Source organism: Hymenobacter sp. (genome assembly GCF_036388155.1).
Lineage (GTDB): Bacteria > Bacteroidota > Bacteroidia > Cytophagales > Hymenobacteraceae > Hymenobacter.
In genome coordinates, this window is record NZ_DASVSI010000092.1 from 1 (window position 1) to 15525 (window position 15525).

Sequence of the window (15525 nt, forward strand, 5' to 3'; positions counted from 1 at the left end):
CCGCGGTTTCGGGGTCGCTGTACAGTAGCGCGGAATTTCTGTCCGCGAGTCCTAACGCCTGCTACTCGCGGACTGAAAGTCCGCGCTACAGTACAGCGACCCCGAAACCGCTGTAGGAATCAGCAATCAGAGGGGCTAGAGCCCGCCGCCGTGCTGGCCCAGGCTATTTGGGCGAGGCTGAGCGGTTGGAAGAGCCATTCCTGAGCCGCGAGCGAGCCGCCCGCGCCCGCAAGCCGGTGGCTGAATTTACTTTCCAAAACGAATTACCCGTAAATACCTCCGCATGAAAACCCGCCTGACCCGGGCCGCCGAGCGCGGCCTCAAAGACATCGGTTGGCTGAAAAGCCACCTCTCGCTCAGCTTCGGCCCCTACCCCGACCCGGAACGCAGCGGCTTCGGCCTGCTCCGCGTGTTCAACGACGACGTGGTGCAGCCCGGGGGCGGCTTCGGCATCCACGGGCACGCCAACATGGAAATCATCTCGGTGATGCTGGCTGGCAGCATGAACCACAAGGACACGCTCGGCTACACCGAAGTGGTGCACCAGGACTGGGTGCAAATCATGAGCGCCGGCAGTGGCCTGCGCCACGAGGAGCACAACGTGGGCGACACCGACGTAAATTTCCTGCAAATCTGGATTGAGCCCAAGCTGCAGAACATCGGCCCGCGCTACCAGCGCCGTCAGTTCCCGGAAGCCCAGCGGGTGAACCAGCTCACCACCATCGTGAGCAACGAGGAAGGCCAGGCTCACTGCTGGATTAACCAGAACGCCAAACTTTCCCTCGGCTACTACACCGAGCCGCAAACAGTGGACTACGCCTTCCGGCCACTGAACAAGCTGCTGTTCCTGTTCGTCATCAGCGGCTCCGTGACGGTGGCCGGCCAGGAAGTCGGTACCCGCGACAGCCTCGGCATCTGGGAAACCGACAGCGTCATCATCGAAGTCGCGGCCGATACGCGGTTCCTGCTAATTGAGTGCCCGATTAACCACTAGGTTTTATAACTCATTAATGGCGCAGGGCTTCGCCCTGTGCTACCTATTCGAGGGCCTCTGGCCCGCACAGTCAGCCCAGTCGTTGAAGCTTCGCACACTGGCCGCAGGCCAGAGGCCTGTGAATCCCCGACACGGGGCGCAGCCCTCCCGGGTACGCCCCCGCGCCATATTCTATGAAATAATAAAAGCTGCCCCGGCTATGGGGCAGCTTTTATTGGTTTGTTGAACGACAGCCAACGCCTTGCGCGTGAATATAAGGCCAACATATCAGCCTTGCAGGTCGTCGATGGCTTGCGGCATTAGGGGCGGCACGGCACTGACAAGCACCGCCTTGGCCACTAGGCGCCGCAAGTCACTCATCTATGCCACGCTAAAGTCCGTGGCCGTGGCCTGGGCTTCCCACTGCTGCAAGTCCTGCTGTACGGTGGCCATTTGCTGCTTAGCCAGATGGTAGGAATCAGGCCCCAGGAACAGATGCAGCGGGGGCTGCTCGGCTTCGCTCACGGCGATGAGCAGGGCCACGGCCTTGGCGGGGTCGCCGGGCTGCTGGCCGTTGATTTGCTCCTGGTGCGCGGCCTGGGTGTCGCGCACTTCCTGGTAAGCGGCAATGGGGTGCTGCGGCGTGCCAACGGCGCCGGCCGTTAGAAACTCGGTGCGGAAATAACCCGGCAGCACCACCGTGGCTTTGATGCCAAAACGGGCCACTTCGGCCGCGTACGATTCGGTGAGCCCCGTCACGGCAAACTTGGTGGCGCAGTACACCCCGAAGCCCGCAAAGGCTCCGGAGTAGCCCGCGATGGACGAAATGTTGAACACCAGCCCCGCTTGCTGGGCCCGGAGCTGCGGCGTGGCCTGCCGCAACACGTTCAGCAGCCCAAACACGTTGACGTCGAAATTCTGCCGGGTCTCGGCGTCCGTCAGCTCTTCCAGGCTGCCAATCAGGCCGTAACCGGCGTTGTTCACCACCACATCGATGCGCCCGAAAGCGGCCACGGCGGCTTGAATGGCTTGTTCCACGCTGGCCTCATCGGTCAGGCTCATGTGCAGGGGCAGGAAGGTTTCGGGGGTGCCGGCGCCCACGGCTCGGCGCAGCTCGTCGGCGTTGCGCGAGGTGGCGGCCACGGCGTAGCCCTGCGCCAACAGCTGCTGCACCAGCAACAAGCCCAGGCCTTTGGAGGCCCCCGTCACAAACCAGATTTTCTTACTTGCGGTCGTCATAAAAATGTGCTTTTGGTACGGCACAAAAGTAGACGCGTCCCCAACCGGCCCAGTTGCCCCAATCAAACCGATGCTTACGAAAATCAAATAGCCCGCACTGCCGAGGGCGTGCGACCGGTGTGCTTCTTGAAAAAGTTGTTGAAATGCGCCGCTTCGTCAAATCCCAGGCTGTAGCCGATGACGCCCACCGGCCAATCGGTGTGCTTGAGCAGGGCGTGGGCTTCCTGTACCAGCCACTCGGCCAGGAGCTGGGTCGTGGTTTTGCCGGTCACCTCCTTCAGGGCGCGGTTGAGGTGGTTGGTGTGCACCGCGAGCTGGGCGGCGAAAGCCTGGGCGGTGCGCAGCTTCACCCGCTGCCCCTGCACCTCGATGGGAAACTGCCGGGCCAGGAGTTCGGTGAAGAGCGAGGCGATGCGGGTGGCGGCGTTGCTCTCGCGGTAGAGCGTAGTGGCCGGCTGCAGCTTCTGGGCGCTGTGGATAAGCTCCAGCACGTAGCCCCGCAAAAGGTCGTATTTGAAGGCGTAGTCGGAATCCAGCTCCCGCATCATCTTCTGGAACAGCTGCTGCACGTCGGCTTGCTGGGCCTCGCTCAGGAAATAGATGGGCTGCCCGTCGGGCCGGAAAACCGAGTAATCAGAGGCCTTCAGGCTGGTGTGCTGCTGCAAAAAATGCTCGGTGAAGATGCAAAAGAACCCGCGCTGCTGCTCGTTGCACGGCTCCCATTCGTAGGGCACCAGCGGGTTGGCAAACAGCAGGGCGTTGTCCTCTATCACCACGCTTTTGCTGGCGTAGTGGTAGGTGCTCTGGCCCACCACGAAGTTGATTTTGTAGAAATCCTTGCGGCTGTAGGGCAGGGTCTGCACGCCGGGCCCCACGTAGTCTTCCAGCCGAAACACGTTGAAATGCCCAATGTCCTGGCGCAGGTTTTCGGGCAGCCAATTGGCCTTCACGCGGTAGAAGTCTTCGAGGGAATGATGTTCGGGCATACGACGAAGTTACGCCAATCAAACCACTCGTGGCAGCGAGAGTCAAGCCCGCCATGCTTCCGCCCAAAACTGCCTTACTCCACCCTACGTACCCCAAGCTCATCCTTCCCGCCCAACCCCATGGCCAGTAAAACGCTGAAAGACATCGCGGCCAAAATGGCGAAGCTCGACATCGCCATGCTCACCACGCACACCAGCCGGGGCCAGCTCAGCCGCCGCCCCATGAGCAACAACGGCGACGTGGAATACGACGGCAATTCCTACTATTTCACCTTCGAAGGCTCGCGCACGGTGCGCGACATCAGCGAAAACCCGCACGTGAGCCTCAGCTTCGAGGCGCCGCAGCGGCTGTACGTGTCCATCGTGGGCTCGGCCCGGTTGATTCGGCAAAAGGCCACCATGCAAAAGCATTGGCTGCCCGAACTAAAACGCTGGTTCAAAGACGGACTGGATACGCCGGGTATTGTGTTGGTGCGAGTAGAGGCCCAGCGCATCAAATACTGGCAGGACGCGGACGAAGGCGAACTCCACGTGAGCGCCAGCGGCAAGGGCGAAAAATCGGTTTGAGCTAGTGCAAACCAGCAAAACCGTGTGGAAACTCGACACGTTGCGCTTTGTCACTGAACGACTGATGCCCGAACGACGGCCAAGGGGAGCAACTAGGCCAACGGCGCGGACGCTAAGAAGATGAGGGCCTCGTCTGAACCTCGTTTAGACTTACTAGGTCTCATGCCATATCAAAGCCCCGGCGGGGCGCCACTCATCCAACGAATGGCGCCCCGCCGGGGCTGCTGTTTTACGGGTTTCGGCCGGGGCGGTTACTTGCTGCCTAGCTCGCGGTATTTCGGCATTTCCTCTGGCTCTGAGAGCAGGCCAGTGGTGAGCAGCGTGGCTCCGATGGCCAGGAAGGTATTGCGCGCTTTCTTGTTTTTAGAGAAGCCAAACAGCCAGGGGGCGCTCAGGCTGGTGAGGGCCGTCACCAGGTCGAGGGTGAGGTGGGTTTTGAAGGGCACGGACTTCACCAGGCCCCATTCGGCGCGGGTGCAAGCCGTGAGGGCCAGGATGCCCCCGCCGAGCACGTAGCCGAGCAGCGTGGGGTTTTTGTCTTCGGTGAAGCCGACGAGGGCGGGAGCGGCGGCTACCAACGGCGCGGCCGAATAGTCGAGGACGCCGTGAACTTGGCGGGAAATGGGCTTGCTCATGAGGAGTAGGTTGGAAAGGGAAAGGAAGATGATGTGGTCAAAAACTAACGGCGGCCCGCGCCCAAAGGATATAGTCGAGCTTCCCGGTTGCATGCGGACTGAAGGCGATTTCAGCAAGTAAAGCGCGCCCTAATTCTTTTGAGATTGAGCTTTGCGCCGATGCCGCCGGCCGCTTTTGGTGATTTTCTGCGCCTTAAAAAATCCAGTCACCATTCGCAATAAGTACTTAAGTTGCCCTGGCAACCCTTTTCCCGGCGCCTTACTAACCTCAGCCATAACCCGGCCTGATACCGGTCGTTATAGAGCGAGCTTACCACCACATTCCCCGCGCAGCATGCAATTCTCCTTCAACGGCGCCACGGTAGTTATTACCGGCGCTTCCAGCGGCATTGGTCGGGCCACGGCCCTCACGTTTGCCCGGCGGGGGGCCCGGCTCGTGCTGGCCGCCCGGCGCGCTGAAGTGCTGGCCGAGGTTGTGGCCGAATGCCAGCACCTCGGCGCCGAGGCAACGGCCGTCCCCACCGACGTGACCGATGCGCAAGCGGTGCAGCGCCTGGCGGAAGCCGCCCAGGCGTTCGGCGGGAAGATAGACGTGTGGGTCAACAACGCCGGCAGCGGCGCCATTGGCGCATTTGATGCCGTGCCGCTGCCGGCCCACGAGCAAGTACTGCGCATCAACCTGTTTGGCTATCTGTACGGCGCTTACGCCGTGCGCCCCTACTTCCGGCGGCAAGGCCGGGGCCTGCTCATCAACACCGTGTCGCTGGGCGCGTGGCTGCCGGAGCCCTGCACGGCCTCGTATAGCGCCAGCAAATACGGCCTGCGCGGCTTGATGGACACCCTGCGCGCCGAACTGAGTGGCGAGCCTAACATCCACGTCTGCGACGTGCATCCGGCCTACATCGACACGCCCGGCTTTCAGCACGGCGCCAACTACACGGGTCGCGTCATCAAGCCGGCCCCGCCGGTTTTCCCCGCCCAACAAGTGGCTGACACCATCGTAGCCCTCACGCAAAAGCCCCAGGCGTCCACCATGGTGGGCTGGACCGGGCCGGTGCTGCAACTGTCGTATGCGCTGGCGCCGCGCCTCACGGGCTGGGCGGGCCAGCGGCTGTTTGAGCGGTATTTGGCCCAAGCCGACCCGGCCCCGGTGAGTGAGAACAGCTTGTTTTCGCCCGCCCCGGCTCCGCATGGCACCGAGGTATCGGGGGGCTGGCTCGATTCGCAGCACCCCACGCAAGCTCCCAAATGGCTGAGCGGTGCCGCGCTGCTGGCCGGGGCCGTGGCGGGCTTTTTGGCGTGGAGAAAACGAGACAAACAAGCAGCGTATAGCTATTTTAGCAACGGCGGGCAACTGTAGCGGCTAGTCATTCTACCCCGCAAGCCGTTACAGCTGCCCGCCGTGCGCCGGCTGTTTTTGCTCTGGGCGTTGCTGGTTGCGGCGCCTGGGTTCACCATACTTTGTTCATGACTCCCACCAAACACCTCGTCGTGCTCACGGGCGCTGGCGTTTCGGCTGAATCCGGCATCCGCACCTTTCGCGACACCAACGGCCTTTGGGAAGAGCACCGCGTGGAAGACGTGGCTTCGCCGGAAGGCTTTGCCCGCAACCCCGAATTGGTGCTCGAATTCTACAACCAGCGCCGCGCCCAGGCCCGCACCGTGGCGCCCAATGCCGCGCACCTGGCCCTGGCCGGCTTCGAGGAAGTGCCGGGCTGGCGCGTGAGCATCATCACCCAAAACGTGGACGACCTACACGAACGGGCCGGCTCCCGCCTCGTGCTGCACTTGCACGGCATGCTCAACAAGATGCGCTCCGTGGCCAGCGAAACCACCGTCTACGACTGCCCCGGCGACATAAAACTCGGCGACCTCGCCCCCGACGGCCACCAGCTGCGCCCCCACATCGTGTGGTTTGGCGAACTGGTGCCGGCCATCGAAGAAGCCGCCGAACTGGTGAGCACCGCCGACGCCCTGCTGGTGGTGGGCACTTCGCTGCAAGTGTACCCGGCCGCGGGCCTGCTGCACTACGCCCCCACCAATTGCCCGGTGTACGTCATCGACCCGCACCGGCCCGAAGCCAGTCGGCGCGGGGTGCAGTACGTGGTTGAGCCCGCCAGCACGGGCGTGCCCAAGGTGCTGCGCTTAATGAAGAATGAAGAATGAGGAATGGTCATTGTCACGGCTGAGCCCTACAATGGCTATTCCTCATTCCTCATTCTTCATTCTTCATTAAGCGCAGCGTCTTCATTCCTCATTATTAAAAATGGCATCAGCATTTGGTCACGCCGTTTTGGGCGCCACCCTGGGAAAACTCCTGCTTCCGGAGCGCCAGTACTGGCCCTACTGGGTGGCGGCGGCCTGCTGCGCGGCCCTCCCCGATGTGGACTCGCTGGGTTACCGCCTCGGCGTGCCTTACGACAGCCTGTGGGGCCACCGCGGGCTGACGCACTCGCTGCTGGCTGCGGCCGTGGTGGCGGCCTCGGGGGCCGGCGTGGGGCAGCTGGTGCCGCTGGCTCGGCGGGTTTCCGCCGGCCGCCTGGCCTTGTTGCTCTTCCTGTCCACGGCCTCGCATGGCGTGCTCGACGCCCTAACCACCGGCGGGCTAGGCGTGGCCTTTTTTAGTCCTTGGGACTTGGAGCGTTACTTTTTCGGGTTCCGGCCAATTCGAGTATCGCCGCTTAGCGTGAGGGCTTTTTTTGGACAAAGCGGCCTGCGCGTATTAGCCAGCGAAGGCCGCTGGATAGCCTTACCGTGCGCAATGCTATGGTTGTTTCTGGGTTTGATTCGGCGCACATTGTTGACTTCGCGGGCCCATAATTGATAGACTCAAGCATCGGCGGCCTTAGGCTGACAGCGGTTTTCAGGCTGCCACACAGTCCAGCCGTTGGACCCGTCTCCTAGCCGGTGGTGTACATGCCAAAAGCTGCTTGGTACGCCAACTTGAAAAACGGTAAATCTTGAACTACCCGCGCCTAGTGTTGCGCATACTTTGCGATAACATTTGCGTAAGACGAAACCCAACCTGCTTCTATGCGAATAGTATTATTTATTATGCTGGCCTCCTCAGGCTTGGCGGCCCGCCCAGTGCTGGCCCAAAATTCTACTTCCCTCCCCGCCCACACCGTTTTTCTGCTGGGCAACACCGCCCAAACCCAGCTTAATGCGGGACGGTTACAGCAGCTACGCAAGGCTTTGGAGCAGCAAACCGGTCCGTTTACGGTGGTGCATTTGGGTGATATCGTGAGCAACACAGGCCTGGCGGGAAAGGGCGACACGGCCTTGGTGCAAACCGCCCGTACCCGCGCCGATGCCCTGATTGGGTTGGTGAAGGGCTTACCACAAGGCAAAATCTACTTTTTGCCTGGAGATAAGGACTGGGCCAACTCGGGTGCCGACGGCCTCAAAGCCGTGCGCCGCCTTGAGAAGTACATTGAGAAGCAGCTGCCCGGCCAAAACGCCTTCGTTCCCACCAATGGCTGCCCCGGCCCAGAGGTGGTGGACGTGGCCCCGCTCGTGCGGTTGGTGGCCATCAACACCCCGTGGTTCACGCACCCCTTCGACCGGCCCGAAGCACCCGACACCGACTGCAAAACGCTCACCAAGGAAGAATTCCGGGAGCAGATGCAGGACCTGATTGATGACACCAAAGGCAAAAACGTGCTGCTTCTGGGCCATCACCCGGTGGTGACCAACGGCGTGTACGGCGGCCACGAGCCCCTGTCGCGCCACTTGAGCCCGCCGGTTTTCGGCACCATCTACGCCGCCTACCGCCAAAATGTGGGCACCCCGCGCGACCTCGCCTACCCCGGCTACCAGGACCTGCGCAAGGAGCTGCTGAACACCCTACAGAGCAACCCCGGCGTGATTTACGCCGCCGCCCACGACTTCAGCCTGCAGCTCACGCCCTTCCAAGGCAACTACCACGTCGTGAGCGGCAGCTTTGCCGAAAGCCAGCACGTGGGCGCCAAAGGCGAGTCGCTGTACAGCAAGAGCGAGGAAGGCTACACCGCCCTGGAGTACTTCGCCGACGGCACCGTGAAGACGCATATTTACACCTTCGGCGCCGGCGACCAAGCCGTGAAGAATGCCTACGCGGCCACCCTGTTCCGCTCGGCCTGCGCCGTGGCGAGTGGCCAGCAAGCGCCGCAAAACCCCTTCATCACCGACTGCCCCGGCGTGGCCAAAACCGCTGCCGAGGCCAAGCCCGATGCGCCGTTCCAGGCTTCCACCACCGTGGTGCCGGGCCCGGAGTACAAGGGCACAGCAAGCAAACGCTTCTTCATTGGCGACATTTATCGTTCGTCTTGGCTGCAGCCCGTGGCAGTGCCCACGCTGGATTTGGCGAGCGAGAAGGGCGGCCTCCGCCCCTACGGCAAAGGCGGTGGGCGGCAGACAACGTCCCTCAAGCTGATTGCGGCGGATAGTTCGGAGTACGTATTTCGGTCGGTTGACAAGGACGTGACCCGCATTCTGCCGCCGGAGCTGCGCAATTCCGTGGCCGCCGACGTGCTGCGGGACATTACCGCCACGGCCCATCCGTACTCGGCCCTGGTTACGGGTTCCCTGCTCGACCAAACCGACATTCTGCACGCCCGGCCGCGCCTGTTCCGGCTGCCCGACAACCAGCAGCTCGGACCCTACCGCGAGCAGTACGCCGGCCTGCTGGGCACCCTCGAGGACAGCCCGAAAGACCCCAAGCCCAATCTCCCCGGCTTCGGCGGTTCCGACGAGGTAACGCGCAGCTTTGGGTTGTTCCGCAAGCTCTTTCGCGACCACGACAACCGCGTCGACGCCCCCGCTTTGGCCCGGGCCCGCGCCTTCGATATGCTGGTGGCCGACTTCGGCAAACACGAGGACAACTGGAAGTGGGCCGGCTACAAACAGCCCGACGGCGGCACGCTCTACCGCCCCATCCCCCGCGACCGCGACCAGAGCTTCACCCTCTGGAATGGCCTGCTCACCTACGTGGCCAACCGCGAGTGGGCCGTGCCCAGCATCGAGGATTTCAGTGAAGAGTTCGACGACTTAAAGAGCCTGAACTGGCCCGCCCGTCACCTCGACCGTTTCCTGCTACAAGGCCTCAGCCGCGAGCAGTGGCGCGAGGCTGGCCAGTACCTCCAAGCCAAGCTCACGCCCGCAGCCATCGATGAGGCAACGGGCAAGCTGCCAGCTGAAATTCAAGGCTTATCTGGCAACGACCTAAACCGAAAGTTAAAGGCGAGAATTCAGGAATTGCCCAAAGCTCTTGACGAATATTACCTGCTGCTAGCCAAGCGAGTTGACGTAGTTGGCAGCAACAAAGGCGAGGTGTTTTTGGTGAATCGTATGCCCGATGGCCAGCTCCGCGTGCAGATGTTTGACCGCGCCAAAGAGGGCGAAGCACCCGACGGTCCGGCTCTTTTCGACCGCACTTTTAAGCCCCAGGAAACCGACGAAGTCTGCCTCTATGGCCTGGATGGCCGAGACATTTTTACGGTGACCGACGACGGCGGCAAGCGCAGCGTATTGGTCCGCGTGATTGGCGGCGACGGCAAGGACCGCATTGCCGACGACTCGCGTGCGGCCGGCCTGCGCACCCTGACCAAAGTGTACGACGTGCCCGACACGGACATGAAGCTGGGCTCGGAAACGGACAACCACACCAGCACCCGGTCGGGCGTGAATGCCTACGACCGAGAGCAATTTGAGTACAACTCCTACCGGCCCACCGTGGGGCTGGGCTACAACCGCAACGACGGTTTCACGGCCAGCGCAGGAGTCACGTACCTGCGCCAGGGGTTCCGCAAGCCCGGCTTCAAAAACCAGTACTCTTTTCTGGGGGAGGTGAGCACCGGCGGCCAGCGCCAGCTCACGGCCAGCACCCGCCACCGCTACGCCATCGGCAAAATTGACGCGGGCGGCGCCGTGAGCTACGGCAATTACTTCCCCTTCTACAACTTCTTCGGGCTCGGCAACAATACCGACCTGAACCAGGACTTGTACGACAACCGCTTCTACCGCGCCCGCTACCGCGGTGTGACCGTCAACGCTTTCTTGGAGCGGGTCTTCTTCCAGCGCAGCGTCATTCGGGTAGGCCCCACGTTTGAGTACTACGTCACCGACTTTGCCGCCAACAGCTACCTCGGCCTGCTCGAAAACAGCCCGCTGCCGCCTGAAGTGGTGCGGCCGAACTCCAGCACCCAGCGGTTGCTGGGCGTCAACGCCGTGTTCGACCTCGACTTGCGCGACCGCCAATCTTTCGCCCGGCGTGGCGTGCGCCTGCGGGCCCAGCACGACACCTACCGCCAGCTCTCCGGCTCCGAAAGCACGTTTGGCCTCACCCAAGGCTTCGCCGAATACTACGGCACCGCTCGGCTTGGCATTCCCGTCACGCTGGTTGTCAAAGGGGGCGGCGCCAAAAACTATGGCCCCGACGCCGACATTCCCTTCTTCAAATTCACCTCCCTGGGCTTGCGCGAGGGCCTGCGCGGCTTCTACCGCAACCGCTTCAGCGGCGACGCCAGCCTGTACTTCAACTCCGAACTACGCGTGTCTTTGGGCCAAGTGAAGAATGGGTTCCTACCGTTCTACTATGGCGTGTTTGGCTTCTACGACCAGGGCCGGGTGTACTATCAGGGCAGCTCGCCGGGCGGCTGGCACTCCGGTTACGGCGGCGGCTTCTACATCGCGCCCGTGGTGGAAACCTTGGCTTTTGCCGTTTCTTATCAAAAGTCCGAGGAAAACAATCTCATTCAATTTGGCTTGGGCTTCCGAATCGACAAATAAGACCGCAGATGGTAAAGATTGTTGGATGAAGTAAGATGCATGTTGGTTTGATAATGATTTTGGGGTGAAGCCTGAGAAGGATTTGGGTGACACGATATTTGAAACCAGATGCAGGTCTGCGCAATGCGGGTTTTTGGTTGAAGTAGGGGATATGGTTGTGCGAAGCGGATTTTGTGCTTCCGCATCGCAGGCAGTGGGCGTAGAGTTAAGACAAAGCAAGAGTTGCGGCGCTACTTTGTGGCAGGGCCCGTATTCGTAGCGCCTGCGCTCGCATCTTACATTCATCCAACAATCTTTACCATCTGCGGTCATGGAAGAGTTTTACCAGCATAAGGAGCTAACCGGTAAAATCATCGGCGCGGCCATGCAGGTGCACAACGTGCTGGGTAACGGTTTCCAAGAAGTCATTTACCAGCGCGCGCTGGCCATTGAATTAGGCAAACGCAGCCTGTTATTTGCCCGAGAAGTGGAGATGCCCATCTTCTACGATGGCCAGCAAATAGGCTTGCGCCGCGTCGATTTCTTCGTACAAGAACTAATTTTGGTCGAGCTAAAAGCTGTCGCGCAATTAGAAAAAGTGCATTTGGCGCAAGGAATCAACTACTTAGAAGCGTTTGGCATCGGCACCGGCCTGCTCATCAATTTCGGTTCTGCCAGCTTGGAGTTTCGCCGTCTGGTCAGCACCAAATCCGTCCGCCTCTGACCCGTGGTTTGCACGCAAGCGCAGCCCCAACGCCCCCAACACCGCGCCGTCCACATCTTACTTAATCCAACAATCTTTACCATCTGCGGTATGAATTTTCCCCTCCGTAAGCTTGCCGCCATTGATATTGGGTCCAACGCAGTTCGATGCCAGATTTCGGCGGTGCTCTACTACGAAGGCCGGTACCGCCTCAAGCGCGTGGAGTACGTGCGCTTTCCCATGCGGCTGGGCGAAGACGTGTTTGCCACCGGCCACATCTCGCCGGCCAAAGAAGAGCAGTTCGTGAAGTTTCTGCACTCGCTCAAGCTGCTGATGGAAGTGCACGGCGTAGCCCACTACCTAGTGTGCGCCACCTCGGCCATGCGCTCCGCCGCCAACGGACCCGACATTGTGGCCCGCGTGCGTGAGCAATTGGGCATGAAAATCAAGGTGATTGACGGGCAAGACGAAGCCTTCTACATCAACCGCGTCATCGAGCACGTGCTGGAAGACAACAAGCACTACCTGCACATCGACGTAGGCGGCGGCAGCACCGAGTTCAACATCTACCACGACCGGCGCAAAGTGGCCGCGCAGTCCTTCGAAGTCGGCTCCATTCGCCGCATGCAACAGGAAGAAAGCGGCGCCGCCAACACCGACGCCCAGTCGGAGTTGTGGGAGCGCATGGAAGCCTGGGTGCGCCAAAACGCGCGGCAATACCACGTGACCCGCGCCATCGGCACCGGCGGCAACATCAACAAGCTCTACAGCCTCACCGCCGCCGCGCCCGACAAAGCCGTAACCCGCCGCCGCCTCGAAACCACCCTCAACCGCTTGGCCGGCCTGAGCATGAACGAGCGCGTCAACGTGGCCATGCTCAACCCCGACCGCGCTGACGTCATCGTGCCAGCCGGGCACATCTACCTCTCCGCTATGCAGTGGGCCAACGTCAACAGCATGGTTGTACCCGATATTGGCTTGAAGGATGGCATGCTCCAAGCCCTTTTCGAAGACTATTTCGACGAGCTCAACCCCGAAGGCACGCACCCCGCTGTATTGCCCATTCCCGACATGCAGAACCAACCCGCTGAATTAGAGTAGCAGCTTTTGTCACCGCGAGCGCAGTGCGGCAAGCCATCTAGGCAACATCACAAATCCTGAAATATGAAAAGCCCCGGCACTGCGCAGTGCCGGGGCTTTTCGTTACGAGTGTATCAGGCTAGTGGGCTGGTCGCCGCAAAAGAACGGATTACCGTGCTGGGCTCGCCGCGACACAGCGCCGCCTCAGGCCGTGACTGGCGTCGCACTGACACCCTCTTCGTCCGCATGCCCAACCGGTGTCGTATCATCCTCACAGGCCTCGCTAGCCTCGCCTTCCCCGAACGACTCGTCGGCGACCTCGGCGGCTATCACGGCAGCTTGCGCGGCGTCAGCTTCGGCGGCGCTGGCCGCTGCGGCTACGTCTAAGCGGCGCTGGGCCTGCACGTCGAGCAAGGCCAACAGGCCCTCGGGAGTAGCAGTAGCAAGCAGGGCTTCGTCGCGGCGGAAGAAGTCGCGGTGCACGCTTACCACCGGTTCGCCCGGAGCCGGGTGCTGCCTGATGTAGGCGCCGTCTTCCCGCATGACGTAGCTATTCTGATTGTCCATCATATTCAACATTAGAATATTGATGGCCTCGCGTTTAAGCTGTGGATTAACTATCAAAAACAGCGCTTCGATGCGGCGGTCGAAGGAACGCACCATGATGTCGGCCGAGCCAGCGTACACCCGAGCCTCGCCGCCGTGGTGGAAATAGAACAGGCGGGTGTGCTCTAAGTACTCGCCCACAATGCTGCGCACTTCGATGTTCTCGCTCAGTCCGGGCCGCCCCGGCCGTAAGCAGCAGATGCCGCGCACGATGAAGCGAATCGGTACGCCGGCCTTGGCAGCTTTGTAAAACTCGTCGATGATTTCCTTGTCCTCGAGCGAATTCATCTTCATCACGATGCCACTGGGCTGGCCCTTCTTGGCGTGCTTCACTTCCTCGCGAATGAGGTGAATGAGCTGCTGGCGCATGTCCTTCGGCGCCGTGATGAGGTACTCGTAGTCGTCGGGCTGCGAGTGGCCGGTGATTACGTTGAAGAACTCCGACACGTCGTGCCCATACACGTCGTTGGTCGTGAGCAGGCTCACGTCGGTGTACAGGCGCGAGGTTTGCTCGTTGTAGTTGCCCGAGCCAATGTGCACGTAGCGCGTCACCTTCTCCCCTTCCTTGCGGATAATCATGAGGAGCTTGGTGTGCGTCTTGTACTTGCTCACGCCATAAATCACGAAGCAGCCCGCCTTCTCCAGCCGGGCGCCTTCGCGAATGTTCTTCTCTTCGTCAAAGCGGGCCTTTACTTCAAAAAGCACCGAAACGTGCTTGCCGTTTTCAGCCGCTTTCAATAGTGCGGCGCTTACGCGGGAGTCGTCGGCCAGCCGGTAAATGGTCTGCTTGATGCCCAGCACGTGCGGGTCGACCGCGGCCTGTTCCAGCAACCGGACCATGGGTTCGATGCTGTTGTAGGGATGGTGCAACAGCACGTCGTGGTGCTTGAGGTACTCAAACAGGTTGTCCTCGGCGCCTTCCGGCAAGCTAAGCGGCTGCACCGACGAAGGCATTTTGGCGGCCTTGCCCCGGAAGTTGGGGTGCCGCACAATCTGCCACAAGCCTTTTAAGTCGATGAGGGAGTTAATGACAAAGACATTGCCGTTGTCAATGTTCCACCGCTCGCGCAGCACCTGCATCAACGAATTCGACGCATTGGGCTCCACCTCCACCCGAACCACGCGACCCCGCTTTCGGGTTTTCAACCCTACCTGAATTTCCTTGATAAAGTCGTTGTCGATGTCGTCCGACTCTTCCAGCGTGAAGTCCCCGTTGCGAGTAATGCGGAACAAATTGGCTGACACAATCTCGACGTTGCGAAACAGCCGCGGCAGAAACTCGCGCACCACTTCCTCAATGGGCACGAAGATGACCTTGTCCTTGCGCGTCAACTCGAAGAAGCGCGTCAGGTTCTGCGGAATCTGCACGAAGGTGAGGCGCTCCTGCCCTTTCTCAGCTTCTCCATCCAAGCCCACCGCAATGCCGGTGCCAATGCGCGTTACCACGCCGAAGATGAGCATCTGGTTCATCATCAGCGGGAAGCCGTGGTACGAGTCGTACACCATCGGCGTGAGCAGCGGAAACACGGTGTTTTTGAAGTAGCCGTCGGCCTTCTTCACTTCCAGCTCCGTGAGGTCGGCCATCTTGAGGATGTTGAAGCCGTTTTTCTCGAAGTTAGGGCGCAGCTCGTTGAGGTAGGTCAGGCTTTGGTCGTTAACGAAGCGGTGCGCAAAGTCCAGCAGCTTGCGCCGAAACGGCAGCTCCCGCAGGCCGGAGTAGTCAATCCGCTCCTTGCCGTAGTCCAGGTAGTTGTAGAGCGAGCCCACGCGAATCATGAAAAATTCGTCCAGGTTCGAGCTGGTAATGGCCAGAAACTTGAGCTTATCAAACAAGCCGCGGTTGGAGTCCTGCGCTTGGTCGAGCACCCGGTAGTTAAAGCGCAGCCAGCTCAGGTCCCGGCTGATGTACTTGCTTTTGCGGATAAGGTCAGCAGACTTGAATAATTTCATGGACCACAGATTAAACGGATTTCAACAGATTAAACGGAT

Annotated in this window: 12 protein-coding genes; 8 read left to right on the forward strand and 4 right to left on the reverse strand. The window is 60.8% G+C overall.

Translation table 11 applies throughout. The annotated features are described in order from the left end of the window. Positions 1-283: 283 nt before the first annotated feature. Entirely contained in the window at positions 284-994 is a 711-nt protein-coding gene (locus VF629_RS12680) for a pirin family protein (RefSeq protein ID WP_331058858.1), read from the forward strand. Between the two features lie 360 nt (positions 995-1354). Here the strand turns inward: VF629_RS12680 and VF629_RS12685 are convergent, their stop codons facing one another. Further along, positions 1355-2212, reverse strand: a complete 858-nt coding sequence (locus VF629_RS12685; RefSeq protein ID WP_331058859.1) for an SDR family NAD(P)-dependent oxidoreductase — start codon at positions 2210-2212, stop codon at positions 1355-1357. A gap of 83 nt (positions 2213-2295) precedes the next feature. Beyond that, complete coding sequence (locus VF629_RS12690; RefSeq protein ID WP_331058860.1) at positions 2296-3198, reverse strand: helix-turn-helix transcriptional regulator; 903 nt, start codon at positions 3196-3198, stop codon at positions 2296-2298. 120 nt (positions 3199-3318) lie between these two features. Between VF629_RS12690 and VF629_RS12695 the strand changes: the two genes are divergently transcribed. Further along, positions 3319-3765, forward strand: coding sequence for a pyridoxamine 5'-phosphate oxidase family protein (locus VF629_RS12695; RefSeq protein WP_331058861.1), 447 nt, complete (start codon positions 3319-3321; stop codon positions 3763-3765). Positions 3766-4016: 251 nt separating this feature from the next. On the opposite strand, the gene VF629_RS12700 is transcribed toward VF629_RS12695, so the two are convergent. Further along, positions 4017-4400, reverse strand: a complete 384-nt coding sequence (locus VF629_RS12700; RefSeq protein WP_331058862.1) for an SPW repeat domain-containing protein — start codon at positions 4398-4400, stop codon at positions 4017-4019. Positions 4401-4734: 334 nt separating this feature from the next. Here VF629_RS12700 and VF629_RS12705 point away from each other — a divergent pair, with 334 nt between their 5' ends. From VF629_RS12705 to VF629_RS12730, 6 genes are all read left to right on the forward strand, one after another. Further along, positions 4735-5760, forward strand: coding sequence for an SDR family oxidoreductase (locus tag VF629_RS12705; RefSeq protein WP_331058863.1), 1026 nt, complete (start codon positions 4735-4737; stop codon positions 5758-5760). A 107-nt stretch (positions 5761-5867) separates the two neighbouring features. Then, positions 5868-6566: an NAD-dependent deacylase gene (locus VF629_RS12710; RefSeq protein ID WP_331058864.1), complete on the forward strand. Its 699-nt coding sequence runs from the start codon at positions 5868-5870 to the stop codon at positions 6564-6566. Positions 6567-6666: 100 nt separating this feature from the next. Beyond that, positions 6667-7224 (forward strand): metal-dependent hydrolase, encoded by a 558-nt coding sequence (locus VF629_RS12715; protein WP_331058865.1) that lies wholly within the window; start codon positions 6667-6669, stop codon positions 7222-7224. A gap of 230 nt (positions 7225-7454) precedes the next feature. Then, positions 7455-11168 carry a hypothetical protein gene (locus tag VF629_RS12720; RefSeq protein ID WP_331058866.1) on the forward strand — a complete coding sequence of 1238 codons (3714 nt, stop codon included), beginning with the start codon at positions 7455-7457 and terminating at the stop codon, positions 11166-11168. Between the two features lie 310 nt (positions 11169-11478). Further along, positions 11479-11871: a GxxExxY protein gene (locus tag VF629_RS12725; protein WP_331058867.1), complete on the forward strand. Its 393-nt coding sequence runs from the start codon at positions 11479-11481 to the stop codon at positions 11869-11871. Between the two features lie 90 nt (positions 11872-11961). Beyond that, positions 11962-12951, forward strand: a complete 990-nt coding sequence (locus VF629_RS12730) for a phosphatase (RefSeq protein ID WP_331058868.1) — start codon at positions 11962-11964, stop codon at positions 12949-12951. 183 nt (positions 12952-13134) lie between these two features. Here the strand turns inward: VF629_RS12730 and ppk1 are convergent, their stop codons facing one another. Further along, on the reverse strand, positions 13135-15486 hold the full coding sequence (gene ppk1, locus VF629_RS12735; RefSeq protein WP_331058869.1) for a polyphosphate kinase 1: 2352 nt from the start codon (positions 15484-15486) through the stop codon (positions 13135-13137). Between the last annotated feature and the right edge of the window lie 39 nt (positions 15487-15525).

Excerpts from the sequence above, each read along its gene's own strand:
- VF629_RS12705 (WP_331058863.1), top strand. The coding sequence starts at position 4,735 with ATGCAATTCTCCTTCAACGGCGCCACGGTAGTTATTACCGGCGCTTCC.
- VF629_RS12730 (WP_331058868.1), top strand. The coding sequence starts at position 11,962 with ATGAATTTTCCCCTCCGTAAGCTTGCCGCCATTGATATTGGGTCCAAC.
- VF629_RS12685 (WP_331058859.1), bottom strand. The coding sequence starts at position 2,212 with ATGACGACCGCAAGTAAGAAAATCTGGTTTGTGACGGGGGCCTCCAAA.
- VF629_RS12700 (WP_331058862.1), bottom strand. The coding sequence starts at position 4,400 with ATGAGCAAGCCCATTTCCCGCCAAGTTCACGGCGTCCTCGACTATTCG.
- VF629_RS12720 (WP_331058866.1), top strand. The coding sequence starts at position 7,455 with ATGCTGGCCTCCTCAGGCTTGGCGGCCCGCCCAGTGCTGGCCCAAAAT.
- VF629_RS12680 (WP_331058858.1), top strand. The coding sequence starts at position 284 with ATGAAAACCCGCCTGACCCGGGCCGCCGAGCGCGGCCTCAAAGACATC.
- ppk1 (WP_331058869.1), bottom strand. The coding sequence starts at position 15,486 with ATGAAATTATTCAAGTCTGCTGACCTTATCCGCAAAAGCAAGTACATC.
- VF629_RS12695 (WP_331058861.1), top strand. The coding sequence starts at position 3,319 with ATGGCCAGTAAAACGCTGAAAGACATCGCGGCCAAAATGGCGAAGCTC.
- VF629_RS12690 (WP_331058860.1), bottom strand. The coding sequence starts at position 3,198 with ATGCCCGAACATCATTCCCTCGAAGACTTCTACCGCGTGAAGGCCAAT.
- VF629_RS12725 (WP_331058867.1), top strand. The coding sequence starts at position 11,479 with ATGGAAGAGTTTTACCAGCATAAGGAGCTAACCGGTAAAATCATCGGC.
- VF629_RS12710 (WP_331058864.1), top strand. The coding sequence starts at position 5,868 with ATGACTCCCACCAAACACCTCGTCGTGCTCACGGGCGCTGGCGTTTCG.
- VF629_RS12715 (WP_331058865.1), top strand. The coding sequence starts at position 6,667 with ATGGCATCAGCATTTGGTCACGCCGTTTTGGGCGCCACCCTGGGAAAA.